At 66.8% G+C, this 24,459-nt stretch carries 27 protein-coding genes; 11 read left to right on the forward strand and 16 right to left on the reverse strand.

The genetic code is table 11. The annotated features are described in order from the left end of the window. Position 1 precedes the first annotated feature (1 nt). Together LOC56_RS13655 and LOC56_RS13660 are read left to right on the forward strand one after the other, a co-directional pair. Entirely contained in the window at positions 2-880 is an 879-nt protein-coding gene (locus tag LOC56_RS13655; RefSeq protein WP_229952829.1) for an HNH endonuclease, read from the forward strand. A gap of 13 nt (positions 881-893) precedes the next feature. Then, the gene (locus LOC56_RS13660; protein WP_229952830.1) at positions 894-1,274 is read left to right on the forward strand and encodes an RNA-binding S4 domain-containing protein; all 381 of its coding nucleotides are present in this window, start codon (positions 894-896) and stop codon (positions 1,272-1,274) included. 18 nt (positions 1,275-1,292) lie between these two features. Here LOC56_RS13660 and LOC56_RS13665 read toward each other — a convergent pair whose 3' ends face one another. After that, a complete protein-coding gene (locus LOC56_RS13665; protein WP_229952831.1) occupies positions 1,293-2,819 on the reverse strand; it encodes an acetyl-CoA hydrolase/transferase family protein in 1,527 nt (508 codons plus the stop codon). A 159-nt stretch (positions 2,820-2,978) separates the two neighbouring features. On the opposite strand from LOC56_RS13665, the gene LOC56_RS13670 reads away from it, so the two are divergent. The 3 genes from LOC56_RS13670 to LOC56_RS13680 are packed head-to-tail and all read left to right on the forward strand — an operon-like array spanning position 2,979 to position 6,356. Continuing rightward, positions 2,979-3,746 carry a tyrosine-protein phosphatase gene (locus LOC56_RS13670; RefSeq protein WP_229952832.1) on the forward strand — a complete coding sequence of 256 codons (768 nt, stop codon included), beginning with the start codon at positions 2,979-2,981 and terminating at the stop codon, positions 3,744-3,746. A 2-nt stretch (positions 3,747-3,748) separates the two neighbouring features. Beyond that, positions 3,749-5,575 (forward strand): Na+/H+ antiporter NhaA, encoded by a 1,827-nt coding sequence (gene nhaA / locus LOC56_RS13675; RefSeq protein ID WP_229952833.1) that lies wholly within the window; start codon positions 3,749-3,751, stop codon positions 5,573-5,575. A 22-nt stretch (positions 5,576-5,597) separates the two neighbouring features. Next, positions 5,598-6,356, forward strand: coding sequence for an SDR family NAD(P)-dependent oxidoreductase (locus tag LOC56_RS13680; RefSeq protein ID WP_229952834.1), 759 nt, complete (start codon positions 5,598-5,600; stop codon positions 6,354-6,356). 18 nt (positions 6,357-6,374) lie between these two features. On the opposite strand, the gene LOC56_RS13685 is transcribed toward LOC56_RS13680, so the two are convergent. Genes LOC56_RS13685 through LOC56_RS13695 form a run of 3 tightly spaced genes read right to left on the reverse strand, consistent with a single transcriptional unit; the run spans position 6,375 to position 9,160 of the window. Beyond that, entirely contained in the window at positions 6,375-7,142 is a 768-nt protein-coding gene (locus tag LOC56_RS13685) for an SDR family NAD(P)-dependent oxidoreductase (protein WP_229952835.1), read from the reverse strand. Between the two features lie 50 nt (positions 7,143-7,192). Further along, positions 7,193-8,452, reverse strand: a complete 1,260-nt coding sequence (locus tag LOC56_RS13690; protein ID WP_229952836.1) for an MFS transporter — start codon at positions 8,450-8,452, stop codon at positions 7,193-7,195. A 42-nt stretch (positions 8,453-8,494) separates the two neighbouring features. Further along, entirely contained in the window at positions 8,495-9,160 is a 666-nt protein-coding gene (locus LOC56_RS13695; protein WP_229952837.1) for a peptidyl-tRNA hydrolase, read from the reverse strand. Between the two features lie 132 nt (positions 9,161-9,292). Between LOC56_RS13695 and LOC56_RS13700 the strand changes: the two genes are divergently transcribed. After that, the gene (locus tag LOC56_RS13700; RefSeq protein ID WP_229952838.1) at positions 9,293-9,775 is read left to right on the forward strand and encodes a hypothetical protein; all 483 of its coding nucleotides are present in this window, start codon (positions 9,293-9,295) and stop codon (positions 9,773-9,775) included. 28 nt (positions 9,776-9,803) lie between these two features. Here the strand turns inward: LOC56_RS13700 and LOC56_RS13705 are convergent, their stop codons facing one another. From LOC56_RS13705 to LOC56_RS13715, 3 genes are all read right to left on the reverse strand, one after another. Continuing rightward, complete coding sequence (locus tag LOC56_RS13705) at positions 9,804-10,223, reverse strand: hypothetical protein (protein ID WP_229952839.1); 420 nt, start codon at positions 10,221-10,223, stop codon at positions 9,804-9,806. A gap of 94 nt (positions 10,224-10,317) precedes the next feature. Further along, positions 10,318-10,854: a hypothetical protein gene (locus tag LOC56_RS13710; RefSeq protein ID WP_229952840.1), complete on the reverse strand. Its 537-nt coding sequence runs from the start codon at positions 10,852-10,854 to the stop codon at positions 10,318-10,320. Continuing rightward, a complete protein-coding gene (locus tag LOC56_RS13715; protein ID WP_229952841.1) occupies positions 10,854-11,399 on the reverse strand; it encodes a hypothetical protein in 546 nt (181 codons plus the stop codon). Before LOC56_RS13715 ends, LOC56_RS13710 begins: the two co-directional genes overlap by 1 nt. A gap of 211 nt (positions 11,400-11,610) precedes the next feature. Here LOC56_RS13715 and LOC56_RS13720 point away from each other — a divergent pair, with 211 nt between their 5' ends. Continuing rightward, positions 11,611-12,111, forward strand: coding sequence for a GNAT family N-acetyltransferase (locus LOC56_RS13720; protein ID WP_229952842.1), 501 nt, complete (start codon positions 11,611-11,613; stop codon positions 12,109-12,111). 75 nt (positions 12,112-12,186) lie between these two features. Here LOC56_RS13720 and ligK read toward each other — a convergent pair whose 3' ends face one another. Genes ligK through LOC56_RS13735 form a run of 3 tightly spaced genes read right to left on the reverse strand, consistent with a single transcriptional unit; the run spans position 12,187 to position 15,108 of the window. Beyond that, the gene (gene ligK, locus LOC56_RS13725; RefSeq protein WP_227922880.1) at positions 12,187-12,870 is read right to left on the reverse strand and encodes a 4-carboxy-4-hydroxy-2-oxoadipate aldolase/oxaloacetate decarboxylase; all 684 of its coding nucleotides are present in this window, start codon (positions 12,868-12,870) and stop codon (positions 12,187-12,189) included. After that, positions 12,863-13,918, reverse strand: a complete 1,056-nt coding sequence (locus LOC56_RS13730) for an amidohydrolase family protein (protein ID WP_229952843.1) — start codon at positions 13,916-13,918, stop codon at positions 12,863-12,865. The genes ligK and LOC56_RS13730 overlap by 8 nt, the downstream gene beginning before the upstream one ends. Beyond that, the gene (locus LOC56_RS13735) at positions 13,915-15,108 is read right to left on the reverse strand and encodes a 4-oxalomesaconate tautomerase (protein WP_229952844.1); all 1,194 of its coding nucleotides are present in this window, start codon (positions 15,106-15,108) and stop codon (positions 13,915-13,917) included. The genes LOC56_RS13730 and LOC56_RS13735 overlap by 4 nt, the downstream gene beginning before the upstream one ends. A 231-nt stretch (positions 15,109-15,339) precedes the next feature. Between LOC56_RS13735 and LOC56_RS13740 the strand changes: the two genes are divergently transcribed. Then, positions 15,340-15,717, forward strand: a complete 378-nt coding sequence (locus LOC56_RS13740) for an SdpI family protein (RefSeq protein WP_229952845.1) — start codon at positions 15,340-15,342, stop codon at positions 15,715-15,717. Here the strand turns inward: LOC56_RS13740 and LOC56_RS13745 are convergent. Further along, the gene (locus LOC56_RS13745; protein ID WP_229952846.1) at positions 15,714-16,379 is read right to left on the reverse strand and encodes a GntR family transcriptional regulator; all 666 of its coding nucleotides are present in this window, start codon (positions 16,377-16,379) and stop codon (positions 15,714-15,716) included. The two genes, LOC56_RS13740 and LOC56_RS13745, sit on opposite strands and share 4 nt — an antisense overlap. Before the next feature lie 150 nt (positions 16,380-16,529). Between LOC56_RS13745 and LOC56_RS13750 the strand changes: the two genes are divergently transcribed. Together LOC56_RS13750 and LOC56_RS13755 are read left to right on the forward strand one after the other, a co-directional pair. Then, entirely contained in the window at positions 16,530-17,312 is a 783-nt protein-coding gene (locus LOC56_RS13750; RefSeq protein WP_229952847.1) for a DUF1932 domain-containing protein, read from the forward strand. 124 nt (positions 17,313-17,436) lie between these two features. Beyond that, entirely contained in the window at positions 17,437-18,399 is a 963-nt protein-coding gene (locus tag LOC56_RS13755; protein WP_229952848.1) for a catechol 2,3-dioxygenase, read from the forward strand. A 65-nt stretch (positions 18,400-18,464) separates the two neighbouring features. Here LOC56_RS13755 and LOC56_RS13760 read toward each other — a convergent pair whose 3' ends face one another. The 5 genes from LOC56_RS13760 to LOC56_RS13780 all read right to left on the reverse strand — a co-directional run bounded on the left by LOC56_RS13760 (position 18,465) and on the right by LOC56_RS13780 (position 23,136). Then, positions 18,465-19,340 carry an ABC transporter ATP-binding protein gene (locus tag LOC56_RS13760; RefSeq protein WP_229952849.1) on the reverse strand — a complete coding sequence of 292 codons (876 nt, stop codon included), beginning with the start codon at positions 19,338-19,340 and terminating at the stop codon, positions 18,465-18,467. Beyond that, complete coding sequence (locus LOC56_RS13765; protein ID WP_229952850.1) at positions 19,330-20,103, reverse strand: ABC transporter permease; 774 nt, start codon at positions 20,101-20,103, stop codon at positions 19,330-19,332. The genes LOC56_RS13760 and LOC56_RS13765 overlap by 11 nt, the downstream gene beginning before the upstream one ends. After that, a complete protein-coding gene (locus tag LOC56_RS13770; RefSeq protein ID WP_229952851.1) occupies positions 20,100-20,939 on the reverse strand; it encodes an ABC transporter permease in 840 nt (279 codons plus the stop codon). Before LOC56_RS13770 ends, LOC56_RS13765 begins: the two co-directional genes overlap by 4 nt. Then, positions 20,939-21,916 carry an ABC transporter substrate-binding protein gene (locus LOC56_RS13775; protein ID WP_229952852.1) on the reverse strand — a complete coding sequence of 326 codons (978 nt, stop codon included), beginning with the start codon at positions 21,914-21,916 and terminating at the stop codon, positions 20,939-20,941. Before LOC56_RS13775 ends, LOC56_RS13770 begins: the two co-directional genes overlap by 1 nt. A gap of 137 nt (positions 21,917-22,053) precedes the next feature. After that, positions 22,054-23,136 (reverse strand): PLP-dependent cysteine synthase family protein, encoded by a 1,083-nt coding sequence (locus tag LOC56_RS13780; RefSeq protein WP_229952853.1) that lies wholly within the window; start codon positions 23,134-23,136, stop codon positions 22,054-22,056. Between the two features lie 137 nt (positions 23,137-23,273). Here LOC56_RS13780 and LOC56_RS13785 point away from each other — a divergent pair, with 137 nt between their 5' ends. Beyond that, complete coding sequence (locus tag LOC56_RS13785) at positions 23,274-24,449, forward strand: SDR family oxidoreductase (RefSeq protein WP_229952854.1); 1,176 nt, start codon at positions 23,274-23,276, stop codon at positions 24,447-24,449. The last annotated feature ends 10 nt before the right edge of the window (positions 24,450-24,459 follow it).

Genomic DNA, 24,459 nt, shown 5'->3' on the forward strand with positions numbered 1-24,459 from the left:
GGTGGCATCAGTCCTTCTTGAGTGGAATCCGGACCTCCCGGATCCCTGGCCCGGCGGTTACGGTCCGGCAGTAGCGGCAGTGAACGACGGCGGAACCTTCCGCCGGAGCATGCCCCTGATGACCGGCTGCCCGCCGCTTGCCGGAACCGAGGTATGGCTTCTGCTGTGCGGCAGCCAGGGTGTGCAGCGGGGACTGGTGGGCCACGGCGTGGTTGTCCCGCCCGGCCCTGGAGACACCGCCGGCACCGCGGACGCCGTGACGGTGGACTTCGACCGGCTGCTGCCCCTGGGCGAGCAAGTGCCGGCGTCACTCCTCGAGGAAGACGTGCCGAACCTGCCCCGGGCCGGCGGCGCCGTGCCCGTACCGTCAGGTTCCGTGCCGGCACTGCGGCGGCTGTGGTCGGGATTCCTCGGCGTCGAACCCGATCCGCTGAGCCCTCCCCCGGGCACGATGGCTGCCGAAGCACTGGGCCTGCAGCGCACTAACGCCTACGAGCACGACGCCGAGGCCCGCCGGCTGTGCCTGGCGTTCCACGGCAATTGCTGTGCGGCCTGCGGTCTGGTCCCTTCGCAGCGGTACGGTCCGGGAACCGAAGCGCTGATGCAGGTCCATCATCTGGTGCCGGGCCCGGACCTGCCCGGCGGCTACGCATTGGATCCGGTCTCGGACCTGGTGCCCCTGTGCCCCACATGCCACGCCGTGGCACATACCCGGGTTCCGGTCCCCTACACGCCCGCCGAGGTGCGCGGCCTGCTGGCCGCCGCACCGGATGCCGCAGCACGGGCAGTCGGCGGGGACGCCGTCGTCGTCGGGTCCATAGTGAGCCCCGAGCAGCAGCAGGCGCTGGAAGACGCCGCCCGGCTGCGCGGACTTCGCTAGACTCGGAACTCCCATGAGCATTCCAGCGAGCACTTCCAAAACCGTCCGGGTGGACGCCTGGCTGTGGGCGGTCCGCGCCTATAAAACCCGGTCCGCGGCCACCGCCGCGTGCCGCGCCGGCCATGTCCGGTTGAACGGCAATCCGGCCAAGGCCGCGCAGCCGGTGCAGCCCGGGGACACCGTCCGGATCCGGCAGCCCGGCTTTGAACGGATCCTCGAGGTACGGCAGCTGATCGCCAAACGCGTCGGTGCCGAGGCGGCGTCGCACTGCTTTATTGACTCCACGCCCGCCCGTCCCGCGGCTCCGGCGCTCGGTATTCCGGTACGGGACCGGGGCGCCGGCCGGCCCACGAAAAAGGACCGCCGCGAACTGGACCGGCTGCGCGGGAGCTAGGGCCCCCGCGCAGGTGCGCTAAAGGCCCGCGGGCTCCGGCAGGCTGGTTCCCGTTTCCACGAACCGCTGGTGGAAGGACAGGGACTCGTCCAGCAGATGCGGGGTGTGCTTGCCCAGGCTGTCCCGGCTGGCGCGTTCGAAGTAGTCCTGCAGCAGCGGCTGGAAGTCCGGGTGCGCGCACTTCTCGATGATGACGCGGGCGCGCTGCTTGGGCGAAAGGCCGCGCAGATCCGCCAGGCCCCGCTCGGTGATGATGAGCATCGTGTCGTGTTCGGTGTGATCCACGTGGGCGGCCATGGGCACAATCCCGGAAATCTTCCCGCCCTTGGCCGTGCTCGGGGACATAAAGGCGGAGAGGAAGCCGTTGCGGGCAAAGTCCCCGGAGCCGCCGATGCCGTTCATCATGGCCGTACCGGCCACGTGGGTGGAGTTCACGTTTCCGTAGATGTCAGCTTCGATCATCCCGTTCATGGCAATGCAGCCCAGCCGGCGGATCAGTTCGGGGTGGTTGGAGATCTCCTGGGTCCGCAGGATGATGCGCTTGCGGTAAAAGTCGATGTTCGAGTTGAATTCCTCGATGCCCGCCGGGCTGAGGGAGAAGGATGTTGCGGAGGCCACCCGGATCACGCCGTCGCGGATCAGGTGCAGCATGCCGTCCTGGATCACTTCGGTGTAGGCCGTGAGCCCGGTGTAACCGGCGGTGGAGAGTCCGGCGAGCACGGCGTTGGCGATGTTGCCCACCCCCGACTGCAGCGGGAGGAGCTTGTTGGTCAGCCGGCCGGCCTTGATTTCGGAGTCGAAGAAGTCCAGCAGGTGCCCGGCGATCTGCTGCGAGGTTTCATCCGGCGCTGCGAACGGAGTCATGCGGTCCGGCGCGTCCGTCTCGACCACGGCAATGACCTTCTCCGGGTCCAGACGCAGGTAAGGCTCCCCGATGCGGTCATCCGGGTTCACCAGCATGATGGGCTTGCGGTGCGGGGGCAGCGCGGTGCCGTAGTAAACGTCATGCATGCCGTCCATGGCTTCCGGCTGCTGGCGGTTCACCTCGATGATGACCTTGTCTGCCTGCTCAAGCCAGGTCTTGTTGTTGCCCACGGAGGAGGACGGGATGAGGCTGCCGTCCTCGTTGATGCCGACTACCTCGATCACGGCCAGGTCCACGTGCCCGTAGAACCCGAACCAGGTGTACTGGGCCACGTGCCCGAGGTGGATGTCGATGTACTCGAGTTCGCCGTCGTTGATCCGCTTCCGCAGCGTGGGATCGGACTGGTAGGGCAGTCGCAGTTCCATGCCGCCGGCCTTGGCCAGCACGCCGTCGAGTTCCGGGGCCGTCGAGGCGCCCGTGAGGACCTTGATCTGGAAATCCTCTCCCTTTGCGTGTGCTGCTTCCATCTGGGCGGCGAGCGCCTGCGGAACGGCCTTGGGATAGCCGGCGCCGGTAAAACCACTCATCGCCACGGTCATTCCCGGGCGGATCATGGCCGCTGCCTGCTCGGCGGTCATAACGAGTTGCTGGAGTCCGGGATGGGAGATGCGACGGTGCATGGAAAGCCTTTCAGAGAACGAGATCGAACTCACCCTATCGCCCTGTGAGCCGTGCCTCATAGTTGGGTGTCGGCGCACACGTAGGGATCGTGCCTAAGATGGTGCCGACAAACGCCGTCGGCCACGCCCCGGCGGATGGCACCCGGGAGGAAACCTGCCATGCCGAAACCCATCATTCCTGCCCCGTCTCCGCTGGCGAACCTGCGGGATCTGGGCGGGATTCCAGTGGACGGCGGAAAGATCCGCACCGGCCTGGTGCTCAGGGCCGACGACGTCGCGACCACCACCGCGGAGCAGGTAGCCGAACTTGTGGAGGCGGGCCTGTGCACCATCATCGATCTGCGCTCCGCCGACGAGGCGGAACGCACCGGACGGGGCCCGTCCGCAGACCATCCGGTGCAGTATCTGGCCCTGCCCCTGACCGATTCCATGGACGCCCCGCCGGAACTGGCGGGGCAGCTCCTGAAGTCGGTCAGCTCCCCCGAGCAGGTAGGCCAGTGGTACGCCAGGATTTTCGTCGCGCAGAAAGAGGCCCTGGTGCGCGGCCTGCAGGCCGTGGCCAACTCCCCCGGTGCCGTGCTTTTCCACTGTGCCGCCGGCAAGGACCGCACGGGTCTGTTCGCCGCAGCACTGCTGGCGGTGCTGGGTGCGGAACCGGAGGCCGTCGTCGAGGACTATGCCCGGACCCAGGCCCGGCTTCCCGAGGTCTACCGCCGGATGGGGCTGACCGAGCTCAGCGGCGGTTATGACATCCCCGTGGATCATCCCGTACTGGCGGCCCACCCGGCCGCCATGCGGTCGATGCTGGCAACCCTGGATTCCAGGGCGGGCGGCGCGGCCGCGGTGCTGCGTTCCGGCGGGCTCACCTCCGAACTGGTTGGCCGCCTGCGCCGGAAGCTGGTGCAGCCCGTGCCCGCGCAGGTGTAGCGATGCCGGCCCGCCCGCAGCGTATTGCCACCACGGCTGCCACCGGCCCGGGCGATGCGGAAAAACGCCCCGCCGCCCTGCTGCTGCTGGCTACCATCGCGGCGGTGCTGTGGGCCAACGCACCGTTTTCCGGTACCTATGAGCACTTCTGGGAAACCACCGTCGAGGTGCGCGCCGGCAGCATGATTCTGGAGTTGACTGCCCGGGAAGTGGTCAACGACGCGCTCATGGCCGTGTTCTTTTTCGTAGTGGGGCTCGAGGTGCGGCGGGAATTTGCCCTGGGCGAGCTGACCAACCGGTCCCGGGCCGTGATTCCGGTGGTCGCGGCGGCCGCCGGCATTGCCGTGCCCGCTGCAGTCTTCCTGCTGTTCACGGCCGGAACGGAAAATGCCGCCGCGTGGGGCGTGGTCATTTCCACCGACACCGCGTTTCTGCTGGGCGCACTGGCCGTTGCAGGACCTCGGGTTCCCGGCAGGCTGCGGATCTTCCTGCTGACCCTGGCGGTGGTCGACGACGTTGCCGCGCTCAGCATCATTGCCCTGGTCTATACCGATCATCTGGAACCGGTGCCGTTGCTGCTGGCCTTCGCCGGGCTCGCCGCCGTCGCGCTGACCCGCCGCTTGCCGTACGGTCGGGGCGGCGCCTACGCCGTGCTGGCAGTCCTGGTGTGGCTGGCCTTTTACGCCTCGGGAGTGCATCCGACGCTGGCCGGCGTCGGCATTGCCCTGATGGTCCCGGTGTTTCCACCCGCACGGCGGGACGTGGAACATGCGTTGGAGCTGACCCGTGTTTTCCGCCAGTCACCGAATTCCCGGTACGCCCGGGCTGCGGTGCACGGCGTGCGGGAGTCCCTCTCCATCAACGAACGCCTGCACAGTGCATACACGCCGTACGTGGATTACCTGATCCTGCCCGTATTCGCCCTCGCCAACGCCGGAGTGAGACTGGACGGGCCAACGTTGGAATTAGCCCTGCGCTCCCCGCTGGCCTGGGGCATTGTCTGCGGCCTGGTACTGGGAAAGTTCATCGGCATTTTCGGTGCTGCCGCGGTGCTGCACCGGCTGCGGATCGGCGAGTTCGGGCCCGGCCTGACGCTGGGCCGCATCGCCGGCGGCGCTGCCCTGTCCGGCATCGGATTCACCATCGCCCTGTTCATCATCGGCCTCGCCATCGAGGACCCAGCGGTGCAGAACGAAGCACGGGTGGCGGTCCTGGCCGGATCGCTTCTGGCGTTCGCCACGGGGAGCACCATCTTCCGGGCAGTGGAGGGAAGGCGCCCTGCCGTTCCCCCGGGTGAGGTGCTGGCCCGGCCGGTGGATCCGGCCCGCGACCACGTGGTGGGACCTGCAGACGCTCCGTTGACCCTCGTGGAATACGGGGACTACGAGTGCCCGTTCTGCAGCCGGGCCACGGGGACCATCATGGAAGTGCGCGAGTATTTCGGTGCCGACCTGCGCTATGTCTGGCGCCATCTGCCGCTGTCCCGGGTCCATCCCAATGCCGTTGCAGCCGCCGAGGCCGCAGAGGCCGCGGGCCGGCAGGGGCGCTTCCGGGATTACAGCGCGCATCTTTTCGAGAACCAGGACAACCTCCTCCCGGAAGACCTGCTGCGTGCGGCGGAAAGCCTGGGCCTGGACATGGACCGGTTCGAAGCGGACCTGCGCTCGGCAGAGGTCAGCAACCGCGTGCTGGACGATGCCCTGGACGCCGAGTCAATGGACCTGCACGGAACTCCAACCTTTTTCATCGGGCGCCGCAGGCACCACGGCCCCTACGACGCGGCAACCCTGATCCGCGCCCTTGAGGCATCACGTTCCGCCGTGCCGTAGGGCCTGCGGGTACGCTCGGGCGATGAGTACAAACGCATTGGTCACCGGCGCTGGCCGGGGCATCGGAGCAGCAATTGCAGCCGCCCTCGCAGAGGCCGGCCATACCGTGGCGGTGCACGCCGGACACGACGCCGACGCCGCCCGCCGGGTTGCCGATGCGCTGCCAGGGAAGGGCCACGCCGTCGTCGTCGGGGATCTGTCCTCCCCCGCGGAGTGCGAACGGGTCTTCGCCGAGGCCGTGGACCAGCTCGGCGGCCTGCACGTCCTGGTGAACAACGCGGGCATCTTCCGGGCCCAGCCGGTGACGTCCGGGTCCTTTGCCGATTGGCAGGAGGCGTGGCGGCAGACCATCGACATCAATCTGGTGGCACCGGCAAACCTCTGCCGGCTGATGGCCGGGCATCTGATTGAGCGGCCCGCGGGTCCGGCGGGCGGACGGCTGGTGAATGTGGGATCTCGCGGCGCGTACCGCGGGGAACCGGAGAACCCGGCCTACGGCGCCAGCAAGGCCGGGCTGCACTCCCTTACCCAGTCCCTTGCCGTGGCGCTGGCGCCGCATGGGATCTTCTCCGCCGCCGTCGCACCGGGATTCGTGGACACCCGGATGGGCCGCCCCGCGTTGGAGGGTGCCAGCGGCGCAGCCATCCGGGCGCAGAGTCCGTTCAACCGGGTCGCGGAGCCGGAGGAAGTGGCTGCGACCGTAGCCTGGCTCGCCACGGCCGCTCCGGAGTGGGTCAGCGGTACGGTGATCGACGTCAACGGCGCCTCGCACCTGCGCTGACCTCCGCGGGCGTGCCCCTTAAGCCTGCTGCGGCTGGCCGTTGCTCGCCGTGGTGCCGCCGTCGACGGGCAGGATCGCGCCGGTGATGAACCGGGCGGCGTCGGAGGCCAGGAACAGGATCGCATCCGCTACCTCGTCCGGCTGGCCCGGGCGGCCCAGGGCAATCCGTTCGGCGAACTTTGCCTTCTGCTCTTCGTCGTCCTTTTTGTCCTCGACCAGGTCGGTCCAGATCAGGCCCGGCGCTACGGCGTTCACGCGGACCCCGTCCTTGCCGTGGTCCAGGGCCACCGCGCGGGTGAAGTTGTTGACCCCGCCCTTGGCCGCGTTGTAGGCACTCATGTTCCAGTCGGCAGCCATGCCGGAGACGGAGGAGGTGTTGACGATGCAGCCCTTGGATTCGATCAGGTGCGGGATAGCGGCCTTGGTGCCGTAGAAGACGCCCGAAAGGTCGGTCTCAATGATCCGGTGCCATTCCTCAACGGCGGTCTCTTCGACCGGCCCGTTGGTCAGCGTGCCGGCGTTGTTTACCAGGACGTCCAGGTGCCCGTGCTGCTGTACGGTGTCCTCGACGAGCTTGCGGACATCGTCCCAGTTGGCGGAATCGGCGACGACGGCCGTGGCCGTGCCCTCGGGCAGGGCGGCGACGGAGGCGGTGATTTTCTCAGCCACGGTGTCGGTCAGGACAACAGTGGCTCCTTCGGCAACGAAGCCCCGCGCCGCTGCCTCGCCGATGCCGGATCCGGCGCCGGTGACAATGACGACTTTGCCCTCAAAACGCTTATTCATGTGCAAGCCTTCCTCGTGTCCAAGCAGGGTGCCAGCGGTAGTGCCAGTCCTTACGAACCTATCACCGGGGGTTTCGGCACCGCGTCCAGTTCGTCGTCCACGAACCGCGGTGCGGCTGCACGGATGCCGGCACCGACCATCACGGCCGCGGAGGCAATCAGGAGCGCCAGCGGCAGGGTCCAGCTGCCGGAGACATCGTGCAGGGCGCCGATCGCGAACGGTCCCATGGCGGCCAGCAAATAGCCGACGGGCTGGATGAAGCCCGAGAGCTGCGCGGTGACCCGCGGTTCCCGGGAGCGGGCGGTGATCAGTGCCAGCGCGGTGGGGAACGCGAACCCGCCCACGCCCAGGAACAGCGCCCAGAGCCAGGGCAGTGTGTCCGCTGCCAGCAGCAGCCCGCTGTAGCCTGCCGCCATGCAGACACCGAGGCCAACAATGTAGGTCCGCAGGCGCGGCGAGCGTGCCACCAGCACGGGCATGATCAGGCCGCCCGGGATGCCAAGCCCGGCAATGATCGCGGCCATCAATCCGGCGTGCGCCTGTTCCAGTCCCGCGTCGCGGTAGATCTGCGCAGCCCAGCCGAACTGGACGTAGGCGTGCATGGACTGAACGCCGAAGAAGATGCTCAGGGCGACGGCGGTGCGTGACGAGCGCATCCGGGTGCCCTTCGCCGCGCGCGGCCCGCCGGCAGCCACCGGGTCCCGCCCGGTGCGCAGTGCCAGGACCGCCCAGAACATAAAGGCCGCCAGCGCCGCGGCGCCCCACACTCCCAGGCTCAGCCGCCAGCCGGCCGGACCGCTGCCCGCCAGTACGCCGCCCAGCAGCAGCGGCAGGCTGGCGCCCAGGGCCAGCGTGGTTCCATAGACGGAGTTCAGCAGGGCCAGACGCGACCCGCCGTGGCGCTTGATGAAGGCGGGGACGAGGATGTTGCCCACCGCCATGCCGGCGAAGGCAAGCACGGTAAGCACCAGGAAGAGCACGGCGGATCCTGCCAGCGCCCGCGCCAGCAGCCCGGCAGCCACGGCCCCCAGCGCCAGGACAATGGCGCCGTTGATTCCGGTCTTGCGTGAGAGCGCGACGGCGAGCGCCCCCACCACGGCAAAAGTCAGTCCCGGCAGCGCGGTCAGCACCCCGGCCGCGGTGGCGTCCAGGTCCAGTGCGGCCTGCAGCTCGGCCAGGACCGGACCGACGGAAGAGGCGCCGGGGCGCAGATTGACGGCGACCAGGACCACGGCGACGCCGACCAGCCAGATCGGCAGGATGCGGCCGCCCGCGGTGGTGTTTGCCGGTGTCCCCTTGGTGTCGCTCACCCGAGTCTTTCTATCACGGCGCCGGCACCCGGGACCTATGTGTCAGACGGGCAAACCGGCGGCCTGGCTGAAGCTGGCCGACTCCACGAACGCCGTCGCGGTATCCGGGGCAATCTCCGTCATCCCGGCGTCGACAATCAGCGGTCCTGCTCCCGGGCGGGCGGCCGACTCGGTGAAAAGCTTCCCAGCCGTGAAGCGGACCCCCGCAGGTTCCCCGGCTTCCTGCCAGGCCTGCCGGGCGGTCGGGTCCAGCTGCAGGTACCAGGACAGCAAAGCGTGCGCTGCCTGGGCGGAGGCCTTGCCGGTGGACATGTCCAGGTCTGCGTTCAGGACGATCACCGGGGCGTTTCCCGGCCAGGGCGCGGGGGCCTCATCCGGTAGCTGGGTGCCGGAAACCTGCAGCTTCGCGAGGTTCTTGGGCATCTGCTCGTAAGTGACCGGTTCGAAGGCGAGGGCCTGCGCCCGGCCCACTGTCACCGCTCCCGACGGCGCTTCAACGGCCAGCTTCCCGAAGGTGCTCGGATTCGCCCGGCGGACGGTCTTCGTAAACCGGCCGTACAACCAGTTTTCCCAGGCTTCGCTGTCCTCAGTGGCCGTATATGCCCGAACGCTTGCGACGGCGGCAGCGGCCACGGCGTCGCGGTGGGCGGCTGGGTCGGTCTTGTCCACGAGCAGGACGATGGGCTGGACTTTGTCGAACGGCTGCATGCTTCCAGTTTTCCATGTTCCGACGGGACGCGTTCTGCCGGTGTGCACGGCAGCGGAGCCGGGCCCGCCGTCGAACCTTGGATGCCGTCACTACTCTGCCCCTGCCCTCTCCGCCGCGGTAGCGTGCGCGGCATGAGCGATCGCGAAACCCAGAGACACAGTTCCACTCCCCCGCGGCAGGCACCCGCTTCCGCCCCGACCCTGGGTCCTTCCCGCAGCCCCTGGAAAGCCGATACGGCGGGACCGGAGACGCAGTGGCAGGCGATGGAACGTGAGGACGGCCTGTACACCGTGGCCCAGATAGCCCAGCAGCTGGGCTTCGGCGGCGGCCCCAATTCGATGGCGCGGCAGCTCACCGGGAAGGGGAGGATTCTTGTTGTAAAGCGGGGAGAGCAGTTCCTGTATCCGGGTTTCCAGTTCGACTGGGCCAGCGAACGGGTTCTTCCCACCGTCAAGGACGTCGTCCGGATGGGCCGCCAGGCCGGCTGGGCGGATGAGCGGATTGCCCTGTGGTTCTACACATCCAACCGGCGCCTGTCGGATAAACGCCCGGTGGACGTGAGGGCCAATGAGGAGGAGCTGATTACTCTCGCCGGGGAAGAGTTCGGGCAGTAACTGCTCGCCGGTGTGGGTGTTTCCCGGGCTAGAGGCGGATGGCCGCAGCCATCTCGTTGACGAAGTCCTCGGTCTCGGCCGCGTTCCGGAACCCGTAAGAGACCTCCCGCACCGCTTCCTGGCGGGAGAGGGGTACGGCGTGGTATTTGACGGCGGCAAAGTTGCCCGGTTCGCTGACCGGTTCCACCAGGGGACGGTCATTCAGCCGGGCGAACTGGCGCAGGGTCGGGTCGATGCGCCACTGGTCCGTCTCCACCCAGAAGTGATCGCCCATGCCCGAGCTGCCGCTGGCCACCCGCACGTCCTCCAGCCCGGCGGAGGACATCAGCCAGGCAAGCGTGAAGGAAGCGGGGGCACCCAGCCCGGAGCCGTAGGGAATATGGGCCTCGGCTACGGCTGCTGCCTGTTCTGCGAGGGCGGTGGCTTCCTTGAGGCTGAGTGTCTGCATACTTCTATGTTCTCAGCCGCAGAGCACTAACCTTGCCGCCGCCTCCGGTACCCAGCCAGGACACACTGCCAGGACACACCGTACCGGCACCGGTTCAGGCGGCTGCCCCGGTGTCCGGTCGGCGCATCCGATCAGTTGCACGCCGGACCGGTGGATCGCTTTCCGCGTTCTGCAGCAGCCGGTCGAAGTCCATGAGCCCCACATCGCCGCACTTGAAGGACAGCCTGGCCTCGGGCCTGCTGCCCGCTGCGGTAGGTTTCCGCCGCCCCGTAAGCGCCAGGCGCAGCTGCCCGCCGCCGTCGTCGTTGACCTGCAGCTGCCGCTTCGCTACCAGTTCACGGACGCCTCTGGCGTCCACCGCAGGCGCGTTGTAGAAGTACTCCCGGACCACTCGGGTGAGGGCTTCCGCATCCGTACGGTCCTGCCGCGGCCACCGGATCAGTTTGTCAGTGACTGCCTGGACGGGCTGAACAATGAAGCCGAACGCGATAAGCAGTGCAATCAGGTCCCCGCCGCCCATAACGAGGAACAGCATGGCGGCCACGCTCAGGCCCACGATGGTCCGCACTGAGTGGGGATGCCGTGGACTGAGCGGAATGGTGACCAATATCGGTTGGATCTGCGCGGCCATCAGGACCAGCCTCCCTTCAGCCCGGCCAATGCCTCTGCTTCGCGGGCGAGCCTGGCCGCCTCGTGGAGCTCGTGGTCGGAGCGGCTTCGGTTATAAATCATGGGGTCCTGCTCGACGGCCGCTTCAAGGGAACGCAGGCGGTTTCGATGGTTCTCCGCCGTTTGCGCCAGCTTCAACTGCGACTTCGAATTTGTCAGTTTTTGCATCAATTCCTCCACACGGGATTCCTTCGCACGGACAACCTCAAAATGGTGGCGCGCCGTGGCTTCAACGCGTTCCGCAAGGTCATGCATGCGGCGCGCGGTGGCGGCGAGACTGACGGCCTGGCCTGCGGTCAGCCGTTCCTCGGCGACTACGGCTTCCAACGCTTTCAACCGGGTTTCATAGGACCGCGTGACCGCACTGTAGTGCCGCATCACTTCCCATGCCGCGCGGACCTGGTTCCGCAGCACTTCCTGCCGTGCCGCGGTGGCAGCAATCGCCGCATCGAGCCGGGCACAGGTCCCGGCGTAGCTGTCCGGGGGGCCGGGGGCCCCGAACTGCACCTGCACTATCCTTTGGACCCGCCTGAGGTTTGCGCCCACGGCTGCCTCTCTACAGTCTGTCGCTGAACCGGGAAAGAGTGCCGCATCGGGATTCGAAGCAGAAACGGCTCCCGACGGCGGCAACGGTCATCCGATCCATTAACCCTGCCCGCGCCCGGCCCGCCGGGTCAATGGATGGAGCCGGTTTGCGGGGGTGTGGAAGACTGCGGGCATGGAAATCCGTCCCGCCGCGCTGCTCGGCGGCTCCTACCGGGTGCGCAGGGCAGAGCGCGACGACGTCGGTCCGATCGTTCGGCTGCTGCTGGCCGATACGCCGGCTTCCGCTGCCGATACGCCGGGCGCCAATCCCCTGGCGCCATATCTGCGCGCTTATGCTGCCATTGCCGCGGATCCGGCCAACTTCCTGGCCGCGGTCGAGGATTCAGCCGGGAAGATTGCCGGGACCCTTCAGTTGACCCTGATCCCCTGCCTGGCTCTCGGCGGGGCAACCCGGTTACAGGTTGAAGCCGTCCATGTGCGGGCCGATCTCCGGTCCAACGGGCTTGGTGCGGCCATGATGGACTGGGCGGTTGCCGAAGGACGGCGGAACGGCGCCACGTTGGTCCAGCTCACCTCCAATGCGCGGCGGGAGTCCGCACACCGCTTTTACCAGCGGCAGGGCTTTGACGCCTCGCACATCGGGTTCAAGCGCGCCCTTCCGCCGCTGCCGTAACGCGCGTTGACTACCGGCTCCACGGCGGCGGGTGGTGATGCGGATCGTGTTCCAGCCCGCACCACCCTCCATCGGCTAATCGATGTAGCGCAGTCCTGCCGCTTCCAGCGGTCCCCGCATCGAGTACATGTCCAGTCCGAGTTCTCCCGCTGCGAGGCGTTCGCGTTTGGCCGCCTCGTTGTCCTCCCGCTTCCGGGAGGCCTCGGCCACTTCTCCGGCACGGTCGGCAGGAACGACGACGACGCCGTCCACATCTGCGACCACCACGTCGCCGGGGTTCACCAGGGCGTTGGCGCACACTATCGGAACGTTTACCGAACCCAGGGTCGCCTTGACCGTTCCCTTGGAGTTGATGGCTCGCGAGAACACGGGAAAGTCCATCTCCTCCAAAGCCGCGGCATCGCGGCAGCCGCCGTCGATCACCAGACCAACCCCGCCGCGGGCACGCACCGAAGTGGCAAGCAGTTCGCCGAAGAAGCCGTCTTCGCTCTCCGTGGTGCAGGCAGCCACCAGCACGTCGCCGGGCTGGAGTTGTTCAACGGCCACGTGCAGCATCCAGTTGTCCCCCGGCTGCAGCAGCACGGTCACCGCCGGGCCGCAGAGTTTGGCCCCGGGGTAGACGGGGCGCATGTAGGGGCGCATCAGTCCCAACCGGCCCATGGCCTCGTGCACGGTGCTGGTGCCGTATGGGGCCAAAGCCTCGACGTCGGGCTGCGGGGCACGGGTGATGCTGCGGTGGACCACTCCGAGTTCATGCATGGGTACTGCTCCTTTGGGGTTCATGGCCCTGCCGCGTCAACAGGGCATCCAGGCGCGGATAGACGGCACGGGTGTTGTTCTCACGGATATCGGCAAGTTCCTCGCCTGTCAGGCCCGCCGCAGCCAGATACCGTCCGGTGTCGTCGAAGTTAAACCCGGTGCCTGGATCGACGTCCCGCACCGCTCCGATCATCTCGGAGGCGAAGAGGATGTTCCGGGTGGGCATCACCTCCAACAGCAGGTCGATGCCGGGCTGGTGGTAGACGCAGGTGTCGAAGAAGACGTTGTTGAGCAGATGTTCCTCCAGCGGCGGCTTCTTTAATGCCATGGCCAGGCCGCGGAAGCGCCCCCAGTGGTAGGGCGCGGCGCCGCCGCCGTGCGGAATAACGAACTTCAGCTCCGGGAAGTCCGTAAACAGGTTCCCCTGGATCAGCTGCATCACCGCCGTGGTGTCCGCGTTGAGGTAGTGGGCGCCCGTGGTGTGGAAGGCAGGATTCACGCTGGTGCTCACGTGGATCATCGCCGGCAGGCCGTACTCAATCATCTTTTCGTAGATCGGGTACCAGGAGCGGTCCGTCAGCGGAGGGGAGGTCCAGTAGCCGCCGGAGGGGTCCGGGTTGAGGTTCAATGCCACGGCACCGTATTCGTTGACGCAGCGTTCCAGTTCCGGGATGCAGGACGCCGGGTCCACTCCGGGTGACTGCGGCAGCATGGCGGCCGGGGCAAACCGGTCGGGGAAGAGTTGGCTGACCCGGAAGCACAGCTCGTTGCAGATGGCCGCCCATGCGGCGGAAGTGGCGAAGTCCCCGACGTGGTGTGCCATGAAGGAGGCGCGCGGCGAGAAGACGGTCAGGTCGATACCGCGCTCGTCCATCAGGCGCAGCTGGTTCGCGGAGATGCTTTCGCGCAGTTCATCGTCGCTGATGACCAGGTCCGCCGGGTCCGGAGCAGCCGTTCCCGGATCGGCGAGCGCCGCAATCTGCCGGTCCCGCCAGTCGCCCAAGGCCGGCGGTGCGGTGGTGTAGTGGCCGTGGCAATCGATGATCATCGGGTGTTCTCCTCTGTTGCTGCCGTCTCCTGGAGACGGCGCGGGACAAAAACTTCGCCGGCCATGATCAGCCGGGCGGTGCGCAGCAGCGCGGATTTGGTGACGTGTTGGGGGTCCTGCGGGTCGAGCCCAAGTTCCACGGTGAATTCACCGGAGGGATGCTCCACCGAAACCGTCAGGCCCGCTCCGGTACCGGCCTCCGCAACGGTGCTGATTTCCCGTGCCACGGTGCCGTCAATGACGCACGCGGTGGCAGCGGTGACGGCGGCCAGCACGCCAATGGATTCGTGGCAGACATGCGGGATGAAGCTGCGGGTGGTGATGCTGCCACCGTGTGCCGGCGGGGCTATCAATGTCATCTTCGGGTAGTTCTTGGCGGTGACATCTCCCAGCCCCATCAGCTGCCCGCACTGAAGCCGCAGCGCTTCAAGCCTCTGCTTCAGCTCTTCGTCACGGTTCAAATCGGCGGCGGATTCGTAGCCGGTGCGGCCCAGGTCCGCGGCCCGGACCATCACCAGCGGTTGGCCGTTGTCGATGCAGGTGACGCGGACCGGACCTACGCCGTCGAGAACCACGGTGTCGCTGGCATTGCCGGTGGGAAGCAGGGAGGCACAGACGGAACCGGCCGTGTCCAGGAAGTTGATGGTGACGGCCGCAGCCGTACCGGGGACGCCGTCGATCCGCGTATCCCCTCCGTACTCGACAAACCGGCCCTGGTCCCCTGCCGGCGTCGCGATGCTGATTTCGGCCACCATGCCCGTGTTCAGCGTCAGGACCCGGGCAGTGGTGGTATCCCCGCCGGGCAGGAGGAGGCCTGACTCCACGGCGAACGGAACGACGGCGGCGAGCATGTTTCCGCAGTTGGCCGTGGTATCCACGGTGCCGGAAGTTGGTTGCAGCTGCGCGAACTGGAATTCCAGGTCCACCCCGTCCCGGCTGCTGACGTCCACAATCCCCACCTTGCTGGTGAGCGGGTTTCCGCCGCCCAGCCCGTCAATCTGCAGGGGGTGGGGAGACCCGAGGGCGGCCAGCAGCACCGCATCCCGTCGTTCGCCGTGCAAGGCAGCCGGCAGGTCCGCGCGGCGGAAGAACGGTCCGCGGGAGGTCCCTCCCCGCATGAACCAGCAGGGGATGCCGAGCTGGCTGCCGCGGACGGAACCCGGCACCGAGGACTTTTCTGTGGTCTGCACCACAAGAATGTACCTCGTCAACCAGATTGTTGACAATAACGGTGACAAAGACAAACAGCGGAGCAGCAGCATGCTCCCCGGCCACCACTGGAGGTCAGCCTGGTCCCCGGCAGTGCGACTGACCTCTGCATTGCATTAGATTTGATGGCATGACTACGGGGACACTTGAGCACGTTTTGAGCAGTACGCCGCCGGACAGTAGCGTCCTGCTTCACGCAGGAGCCGCAGACCATGGCTGAGGAGCTTGGCGGGCTGATCCCCTTATTACTTATCCTCATCCTCCTGCCGGGCGTCTGTGTTGCAGTCACGCGTCAGGCAGCCGAGGGCCTCATCGGAGCGAACGCTGCCGCTGGGATCCGCACCCGATACACAAAGATGTCCGATGCGGCCTGGGCCGCCGGGCACAGGGCAGCCTTGCCGGTGGTGAAGAAAATGTGGCCCGTTGCTGTTTTCGGGCTGTTGGCAGCGTTGGCTGTGCAGCTGCTGGCCGGCGGTGCGACGGGTAACGGCGTTGCTTCCCTGGCCCTTGTCATCCAGACGGTGGTCCTCATCCGGGCTGCCGCAGCCGCTAACCGCGCCGCGCGCCTGTTAGGCGGGCACTCGGCTTAGTGCGCGGATGCGGAGCCTGTCCGGCGGATGGCATCGGCAATGCTCCCCATATGCGCCTCCATCATTCGGGCGGCCTGCTCGCCCTGCCCGGCGCAGATGGCTTCAATGATTTCCACGTGTTCCGGGAGCGAAACGTTGGCACGTCCAGGCTGGACCGCGAGCCGGAACTGGTGGCGCACATTCTGTGCCCGCAGCCTTTCGATGGTGGCCCCGGCGGTTCCCTGGCCGCTGATTTCCACGATCCGCCGATGAAGCTTGGAGTTGATCTCCGAGTAGCGCATCAGTTCTCCTGACTTTACGGCGGACGCCATATCGTCGGCCATCTGCCGGAGTTCGGCGACCTGCCCGGCGTCAATCCGCTCCGCTGCCTTGCGGGCACACAGCGCCTCCAGCACGCCGCGGACTTCAATGATCTCCACGGCCTCTTCCACGGGCACCGACCGCACGCGGGCTCCGCGGTTCTGCACCCGCTCCACCACGCCCTCGACGGCGAGTTCGGCAAGGGCGGAGCGGACCGCGCTGCGGCTCGCTTTGAACTGCGTGCACAGGTCCGCTTCCACGAGCCGCTGGGACGGCACGAGTTCGCCGTCGAGAATTGCCGTGCGGATTGCGTCCGCCACCTGCGCAGCGTTACTCGTGGTCGCTGCTGCATCTGCTGTCATTGGAAACTCCTCGGCGAAACGGCACCCCGCCCGCCCTCATTTTAGTGTCACGCCAAGTTATCACTGCATTGCCGGGTCCCCGGCAGCCGCAGCTTGGAATTGTTGACAATCATGGCAATAATCGGCGGACAGCTACGAGAGGACACGACCATGACTGCGGTGACCGTACTGGGCCTGGGCGAAGCCGGACGCCTGTATGCCCTTGGACTGGCGGAGGCCGGGGCGGATGTACGCGGCTACGACCCCTACACCGACGCACGGGATGCCGGCATCCGCCAGTTCGGCTCGCTTGCCGGCTCCGTTGACGGAACCGAGCTGGTCATCAGCCTGGTCGGCGCCGCCGCCGCCCGCAGCGTCGCGGAGCAGACACTTCCGCTGCTTCCAACCAACGCAGTGTTCGCGGACTTCAACACCGCCGGCCCGGAGGACAAAGCCGCACTCGCCGAACTCGCCGCAGGCTACGGGGTGGACCTGGTGGACGTGGCCGTCATGGCGCCGGTCCCCCGTGCCGGCAGCCGAACCCCGCTCCTCGTCAGCGGTACCGCGGCAGACAGGTTTGCCGCCCTCATGGAAGGCTTCGGCGCCCCCGTGGAAACGATCCCCGGCGCCCCCGGGGCCGCGGCAGGCCGCAAACTGCTGCGCAGCGTCTTTATGAAGGGGCTGGCCGGTCTGGTTCTGGAGTGCCGGGCAGCAGGGAAGGCGGCCGGCGCGGAGGAGTGGCTCCTGGCGGAAATCGCCGGGGAGTTGGGGCCGGACGGACCGGACCTGGTGACCCGCCTCCTTCAGGGGTCGCAGGCACACGCCGTGCGGCGCGCCCACGAAGTCGAAGACTCGCTGGCTTACCTCCGAGGGCTTGGCACGCCCGCCTGGATGACTGAAGGTACGTTCAGCTGGCTGTCCGCGCTGGCTGCGGAAGGCACCGGAACCGACTGACCCGCATTGGCTGCGAAATTGTTGACAATACTTGGAGCCGCTGATTGACTCTCAGCACTGCTTCGGGACCGGCAGACCGGCAACGAAGCCCGTGCCGTTTGAGCAGACCGCAAAGGAAACCGCAATGCCTAATGCTTTTCGCGACGTTGCCCATTTGGGCTTCGTGGAACTCTATACCCCGGATTTCGACAAGAGCCTCTGGTTCTTCACCGAGCTGCTGGCAATGCGCGAAGTCGCGCGCGACGGCAATTCGGCCTACCTGCATGCGTGGGATGACTACGAACACCACACCATCAAGCTGACCGCCCACGAGACCTCCGGCGTCGGACGCCTGGGCCTGCGTGCCGCCAGCGAAGAGGCACTCCAGCGCCGCGTCGCGGCCATCGAGGCGGCAGGACGCGGGGTCGGCTGGCACGACGGCGGCCCGGGCATGGGCAAGACCTACGCCTTCACCGATCCGGACGGGCATCCGATGGACATTTATTTCGAGAGCGAATGGCACGTCCCCACCGAGGAGTCCCGGCCGGCCCTGAAGAACCAGGCGGACCGCTTCCCGGGCCGCGGAGTGAATGCCCGCCGGCTGGACCACGTGAACTTCCTCGGCGCAGACGTTGCCGAGAACGGCCGGTTTGTGGAAGAGGTGCTGGGCGGCAAGCCCACCGAACAGATCCGGCTCGACAACGGCAGGCTTTCCGGCCAGTGGTTTACCTTCTCCAACAAGTCCTATGACCTGGTCTACAGCGGTGACTGGACCGGAAGCAGCGGCAGGCTGCACCACGTCGCGTTCGCCACCGACACCCGCGAAGACATCCTCAAGGCTGCGGATATCTTCCTGGAAAACGGCATCCACATCGAAACGGGGCCGCACAAGCACGCTATCCAGCAGACCTTTTTCCTGTACGTGTATGAGCCCGGCGGCAACCGGATCGAATTCTGCAACGCCGGTGCCCGCCTGATCCTGGCGCCGGACTGGAAGACCATCGAATGGACCGAGGCCGAGCGCGCCAAGGGCCAGGCCTGGGGCATGAAGACCATCGACACCTTCCATACCCACGGCACTCCCCCGGTGGAGCTTCCCGCCGGCTGACCCCGGTATAACGACAGCGGCCCCTCCTTCACGGGAGGGGCCGTAAGTCGTTTGTTCTACCGGATTCAGCGCGCCGAATCCGGCCGATGGCCCTTCTTGGCGAGCTGGATCTGCTCGTAGACGTGGTGGCGCAGTTCGGTGAAGCGCGGCATTCCCCGGGTTTCCAGCTGGTCGCGCTCCTCCGGGAGATCGATTCGGATATCATCCTGCACCACGGTGGGCGAGGAGGACAGGATGATGACGCGTTCACCGAGGTACACGGACTCGTCGATGTCGTGCGTGACGAACAGGATGGTCATGCCCAGGTCCTTCCACAGCCGCCGGGTAAGGTCCTCCAGATCGGCACGGGTCTGGGCGTCGACGGCGGCAAACGGCTCATCCATCAGCAGCACCTCCGGCTGGTAGGCCACCGCGCGGGCAATGGCCACCCGCTGCTGCATGCCTCCGGACAGCTGCCAGGGATAGGACTTGGGCACGTGCTCCAGGCCCACCGCTTCCAGCGCGTCGGCAACCCGCTGCCGGCGTTCCGCCTTGGGCACGCCGGCGTTCTTCAGGGGCAGCTCCACGTTGTCCGCGACCCGCAGCCAGGGAAACAGGGAACGGCCGTATTCCTGGAACACCACAGCCATTTTCTTGGGCGGTGCCGTCACCTTCTTGCCGTCGAGCAGCACTTCGCCCTCGGTGGCTCCAAGCAGTCCCGCAATGCACTTGAGCAGGGTGGTTTTGCCGGAGCCGGAGGGACCGACCAGGCAGGCCAGCTCGCCGTGGCCCAGGTCGAAGGTGAGGTTCCGGACCGCTTCGATGGGGCCGCCGTCGGTGGAGTAGACCTTTTTCAGCCCGCGGACCGACAGCAGCGCTTCCCCTTCGGGCAGGGTACGCCCGGACGGTGTGGCACCCTCCGGCGCCGGAGTTGTTTTGGCGGAGATGGCGTCAGGCTGCATTTTCTACCTCTTTAAGGCCGTGGTACCAGCGCAGCACGCGCCGTTCGCACCATTGGAAGATCAGGGACAGGGCCAGGCCGATCAGGCCGAGCACCAGGATGCCGGACCACATTTCCGGGATGGCGAAGGACCGCTGGAACTGCAGGATAGTGAAGCCCAGCCCCGAGGAGGAACCGAACATCTCCGAAATGACCATGAGGATCAGGCCGATGGACAGCGACTGCCGGATGCCTGCCATGATCGTGGGCGCGGCTGAAGGCAGCACCTGGTAGCGGATCCGGTTCAGCCCGGAAATGCCGTAGGACCGGGTCGTTTCGTTCTGCACCGGGTCGATGGAGCGGACCCCTTCGATGGTGTTCAACAGCACCGGCCAGATGCAGCCGACCACAATCACGGCAACCTTCATGCCGTCATTGAGGCCCACCAGTAGGATCAGCACCGGCACCAGCACCGGGGGCGGCAGGGCGCGGAAGAACTCGAACACGGGTTCGGTCAGTCCCCGCAGTGTCCGGTTCAGGCCCACCAGCAGCCCGACAACGATGCCCAGGATAATCGCGATGGCGAGCCCGGCGAGCAGCCGTCCCACGGACGGCAGGACATCCCCGGTGATCCGTCCCTCAAACCAGGTGGGACCGAAGACATCCACCAGGGCGGAGGGCGTGGGCACAAAGAAGTTCGGCTCGCCGCGGGTGGAAGCCCACCACAGGAGCACCAGCAGCAGGGGCAGCGCAACCACGTAGGCAAGACTCTTGAGCGTCTTCACAGCACCACCTCTCCGCGGACGGACGGATGCCAGGACAGCAGGCGCTGCTCGACCTGGCGCATCACGATATTGATCGCCACGCCCAGCAGGCCGGTGGCCAGCACCAGCGCGTACATGCCGGAGATGGCGCCGCCGGACTGGGCGTCGGCAATCTCCCGCCCGAGTCCGGGCGAGCCGATGATCAGCTCGGCGGTGATGGCCAGGATCAGCGCCACGGAGGCCGCGAGACGGATGCCCGTCATCAGGTACGGCAGCACGGTGGGGAACACCACGTGCCGGATCCGCTGCAGCTTGGAGAAGCCGTAGGACTGTGCCGTCTGCGTTGCCACATTGTCGACGTCGGCCACCCCGTAGAGCACCTGGATCAGTACCTGCCAGAAACAGGCATAGATGATCAGCATCAAAGAAGATTCGATTTTGACGCCGAACAGCAGCACGGCCAGCGGGATCAGCGCCACGGAGGGAACCGGGCGCAGGAACTCGATGGTGGAGTTGGTAAAGCGGCGCAGGAACGGACTCATGCCGATCACCAGGCCCAGGATGCCGGCGGCGACGACGGCGGCTGCCAGGCCGATGGCCCAGGCCATCAGGGTGTGTCCCACTGCCGCCCAGAAGGCAGTCAGGCCGAAGTCCCGGACGAGCGCGATGATGACTTCCGAAGCAGGGGGCAGGAAGCGGGGCTGGACCAGGCCGACTCGGGGAACCAGTTCCCAGATCAGCAGGAAACCAAGAACCCCGGCCAGGCCCAGCACGGGCTTCGGCACGGGGCGGCGCGCACCCGGCCGGGCTGCGCGTGGCTGCGCAGCCCGGCCGGGTTTCAGCACGTCAGTACTCATTACGGCAGCAACTCATCCAGCTTCGGCTCTTCGCTGATCAAACCGTCACTGAGCGAAAGCTCCGCGAGCGTTTCGACGCCGGCACGGTTGATCTCCGTGGTGAAGCTGGGCAGGGTGAGTGCCTGCGCGGTCTCGGCGTCGATCTTCGTGTAGGTGAGCAGGACCTCGCGGACGGCGTCCGGGTTCTCCTCCGCGTATTCCAAGGACTTGTTCATGGCCGCCGTGAATTTCTCCACCGTCTCGGCATCATCCTCGGCCTTCGCCGACGTCGTGAAGTAGCCGGCGACGGTCAGATCGTCTGCGGCATCCACGTAGTTGGAGGCGATCGGAATGGACCCGGCGTTCTGCCCGCCCGTCAGGAAGGGCTCCACCACCTGGATGGCGTCCACCTGGCCGCGTTCCAGGGCAGCCTGCATATCGGGGAAGGCCAGCTCCACGAACTCGATGCCCGACGGGTCGCCGCCTGCCTTGCGCACGGAGGCCCGGACGGTGGTGTCGTTGATGTTGTTGAGGGTGTTTACGGCGACCTTCTTGCCTGCGAGGTCCGCCGCCGTCTCGATCCCGGCATCCGGGTTGACCAGGATGCCGCCGAAATCGGCGCCGTCCTCGCCTGTCGACGCCGCTCCGGCGGACACCACCTGCACATCCAGGCCCTTGGACTTGGCCACCAGCATCGAGGAAATGTTACTGAAGCCGAAGTCCATGCTGCCGCTCATGACGGCCGGAACAATGGCCGCGCCGCCCTGGGCCGGCTGCAGTTCCAGCTCCAGGCCTTCCGCTTCGAAGAAGCCTTCCTGGACGCCGAGGTAGATGGGGGCAACATCGACGATGGGGATGACTCCCACCGTCACCTGGGTGAGCTCCCCGCCACCGGCCTCATCGGTGTCTTCGGCCTCCCCGCTGGGCGACCCCGAGCCGCAGGCGGCAAGGGCCAGGACCGCAGTGGAGGCGGCGAGCACCCTAAGAATTGGCTTCATTGTCATTCCCCGGTTTCCGTGTAAAAAGTTAGCTAGGTCACACACACGGTATTTTTGGTAAACACAATTGTCAACAATTCTCAATAACGATCAAGGACCGGCTGGCCGCTCTTGCGGCTGGGGCGGCATGGAGCGGATCAGCCCGCAGGCCACCGTCCGGTCCGGAACAGTTCCTCCAGCACCGCCGTGGCGCGGGCCGGATCCAGCCCGCGGGATTCCAACCAGGCATCGTCGCCGTAGGACGCGGTGTACCGGTCCCCCGAGTCGCACACAAGCGAGACGAGGCTTCCGTCGCGGCCGTCCGCTTCCATGGCTGCAGCCAACTGCCAAACACCCCAGAGATTGGTGCCGGTGGAGGGTCCGGCATGCAGCCCGGTGAGCCGCCTCAGGTGCCGTGAGGCAGCGACCGATGCGGCGTCCGGGACCTGGATCATATGGTCGATTACCGCCGGAACGAAGCTGGGTTCCGGCCGGGGCCGGCCAATACCCTCAATCCGGGAAGGCCTTCCAGCCGCGGGCTCCCCCGGGTTCTGCCAGGCCGGGAAAAACGCGGAGTTCTCCGGATCCACCACTGCCAGCCGGGTGGGATACCGGTGATAACGGATATAGCGGCCAATCGTTGCACTTGTCCCGCCCGTACCGGCACCCACCACTATCCAGTCCGGCAGCGGATGGTCTTCCTGGGCCATCTGGGAAAAGATCGACTCGGCAATATTGTTGTTGCCCCGCCAGTCAGTGGCGCGTTCGGCGTACGTGAACTGGTCCATGTAGTGCCCGCCGGTGCTGGCCGCGACGGCCTCCGCAGCGGCGTAGACCTCGGAAGGCTCCCGGACGAAGTGGCAGCGCCCGCCGTAGTGCTCGATCAGCCGGATCTTCTCCGCACTGGTCGTCTGCGGCATCACGGCCACAAACGGCAGTCCCAGGAGTTGGGCGAAGTAAGCTTCCGAGACAGCAGTGGAACCGCTGGAAGCTTCCACGATGGTGGTGCCCTCTGTGATCCAGCCGTTGACCAGGCCGAAGAGGAAAAGGGATCGGGCCAGCCGGTGCTTGAGGCTGCCGGTGCGGTGGGTGGACTCGTCCTTCAGGTAGATCTGCACGGACCAGCCGGCCGGGACCGGGACCTGGAACAGGTGCGTGTCAGCCGAGCGTGCCCCCTCGGCCTCGATGCGGCGAATGGCGGTCTCGGCCCAGCTGCGGTCCGGAAGCGTAAGAGTGTTCACGTTTCCAGCCTACGTTCGGTTGACCACGGGTTATCCGTCCCGATGCCAGCACCCGGGATTTTCATAAGCACGCTGATGATCGATATCGTCGGAGTACTGGCCGTTGACCAGGTATTACGGAATCAACAGGAGAACCCATGGAAACCTTCCCTGAAGCAGCCGCCGAGTCACATGCCGGCGCCAACCCGACGCCCGGCATCATCGAGCAGGACCAGGCCCGCACCGCAGCGCCGCCGCACGCCTCAGGAGCCGGCGTCGCGCTCGTGGCCGGCGCCGGCGGAGTGATCGGCCGGCATGCCGCGGACGAGTATGCCCGCCGCGGCTGGAAGGTGCGCGGAGCAAGCCGCCGTCCGGTGCCCGGCGCAGACTGGGAGCATCTGTCCGTGGACCTGCTGGATGCCGGCAAGGCCCGCGAAGGCCTGGCCCCGGCGTCGGACACCACCCATCTGGTCTTCGGTGCCTATATTGAGCGCCCGACGTCGGCCGAACTGTCCGAGGTCAACACCGCTCTCCTGCGCAACACCTTGGACGGACTGCATGCCGCCGGGGCACCGCTGCGCCACGTCACGCTCTATCAGGGCGGGAAGGCCTACGGCGCGCATCTGGGCTACTTCAACGCCCCGGCCAAGGAACGGGATCCGCGGCTGATCCAGCCGAACTTCTACTACGACCAGGAGGACCTGCTGCGTGAGGTGGCCGCCGAGCGCGGCTTCGCCCTGACCGTGCTGCGTCCCGAGGGCGTGATCGGCTACGCCACCGGCAACCCGATGAACCTGCTGATGGCCATCGCGGTCTACGCCAGCATCAGCAAGGAACTGGGCCAGCCGCTGCGTTTCCCCGGCACGGTGGCGGCATACGATGCCCTGTACCAGGTCACCGACGCCGAGCTGCTGGCCCGCGCCGCCGTATGGGCAGGCTCGGAACCCGCCGCCGCAGGGGAAATCTACAACATCACCAACGGCGACCAGTTCCGCTGGCGGCAGCTGTGGCCGGCCTTCGCCAAGTACTTCGGCATGGAGTACGCAGAGCCGCAGCCCGTGCCCCTCACAGATGCAATGCCGCAGTACCGTGACCTCTGGGAGCAGATGACCGTACGGTACGGCTTGGAGCAGATTCCCTACGGAGACCTGGTCCGGTGGGAATTCGCCGACTTCATTTTCCGCTCGGAGTTCGACAACGTCTCCTCCACCATCAAGGCCCGCCAGGCCGGCTTTGCCGACTGCCTGGACTCCGAAGACCGGTTCCTGGAGCTCTTCGACCGGCTGGCACAACAGCGCATCATTCCGGGGCCCGCGGCCCCGCTGCATCAGTAAGAGGAGTTCC

The sequence above is a fragment of the Arthrobacter sp. zg-Y179 genome, from assembly GCF_020907345.1.
GTDB classification, from domain to species: Bacteria; Actinomycetota; Actinomycetes; order Actinomycetales; family Micrococcaceae; genus Arthrobacter_B; species Arthrobacter_B jinronghuae.

Bases quoted from the DNA above. Each gene is read 5' to 3' on its own strand.
- LOC56_RS13770 (WP_229952851.1), bottom strand. From the start codon at position 20,939: ATGAGTACTGACGTGCTGAAACCCGGCCGGGCTGCGCAGCCACGCGCA.
- LOC56_RS13755 (WP_229952848.1), top strand. From the start codon at position 17,437: ATGCCTAATGCTTTTCGCGACGTTGCCCATTTGGGCTTCGTGGAACTC.
- LOC56_RS13745 (WP_229952846.1), bottom strand. From the start codon at position 16,379: ATGACAGCAGATGCAGCAGCGACCACGAGTAACGCTGCGCAGGTGGCG.
- LOC56_RS13670 (WP_229952832.1), top strand. From the start codon at position 2,979: ATGCCGAAACCCATCATTCCTGCCCCGTCTCCGCTGGCGAACCTGCGG.
- LOC56_RS13665 (WP_229952831.1), bottom strand. From the start codon at position 2,819: ATGCACCGTCGCATCTCCCATCCCGGACTCCAGCAACTCGTTATGACC.
- LOC56_RS13785 (WP_229952854.1), top strand. From the start codon at position 23,274: ATGGAAACCTTCCCTGAAGCAGCCGCCGAGTCACATGCCGGCGCCAAC.
- LOC56_RS13700 (WP_229952838.1), top strand. From the start codon at position 9,293: ATGAGCGATCGCGAAACCCAGAGACACAGTTCCACTCCCCCGCGGCAG.
- LOC56_RS13720 (WP_229952842.1), top strand. From the start codon at position 11,611: ATGGAAATCCGTCCCGCCGCGCTGCTCGGCGGCTCCTACCGGGTGCGC.
- LOC56_RS13750 (WP_229952847.1), top strand. From the start codon at position 16,530: ATGACTGCGGTGACCGTACTGGGCCTGGGCGAAGCCGGACGCCTGTAT.
- LOC56_RS13710 (WP_229952840.1), bottom strand. From the start codon at position 10,854: ATGGCCGCGCAGATCCAACCGATATTGGTCACCATTCCGCTCAGTCCA.
- LOC56_RS13695 (WP_229952837.1), bottom strand. From the start codon at position 9,160: ATGCAGCCGTTCGACAAAGTCCAGCCCATCGTCCTGCTCGTGGACAAG.
- LOC56_RS13775 (WP_229952852.1), bottom strand. From the start codon at position 21,916: ATGAAGCCAATTCTTAGGGTGCTCGCCGCCTCCACTGCGGTCCTGGCC.
- LOC56_RS13740 (WP_229952845.1), top strand. From the start codon at position 15,340: ATGGCTGAGGAGCTTGGCGGGCTGATCCCCTTATTACTTATCCTCATC.
- LOC56_RS13660 (WP_229952830.1), top strand. From the start codon at position 894: ATGAGCATTCCAGCGAGCACTTCCAAAACCGTCCGGGTGGACGCCTGG.
- LOC56_RS13730 (WP_229952843.1), bottom strand. From the start codon at position 13,918: ATGATCATCGATTGCCACGGCCACTACACCACCGCACCGCCGGCCTTG.
- LOC56_RS13685 (WP_229952835.1), bottom strand. From the start codon at position 7,142: ATGAATAAGCGTTTTGAGGGCAAAGTCGTCATTGTCACCGGCGCCGGA.
- ligK (WP_227922880.1), bottom strand. From the start codon at position 12,870: ATGCATGAACTCGGAGTGGTCCACCGCAGCATCACCCGTGCCCCGCAG.
- LOC56_RS13760 (WP_229952849.1), bottom strand. From the start codon at position 19,340: ATGCAGCCTGACGCCATCTCCGCCAAAACAACTCCGGCGCCGGAGGGT.
- LOC56_RS13705 (WP_229952839.1), bottom strand. From the start codon at position 10,223: ATGCAGACACTCAGCCTCAAGGAAGCCACCGCCCTCGCAGAACAGGCA.
- nhaA (WP_229952833.1), top strand. From the start codon at position 3,749: ATGCCGGCCCGCCCGCAGCGTATTGCCACCACGGCTGCCACCGGCCCG.
- LOC56_RS13680 (WP_229952834.1), top strand. From the start codon at position 5,598: ATGAGTACAAACGCATTGGTCACCGGCGCTGGCCGGGGCATCGGAGCA.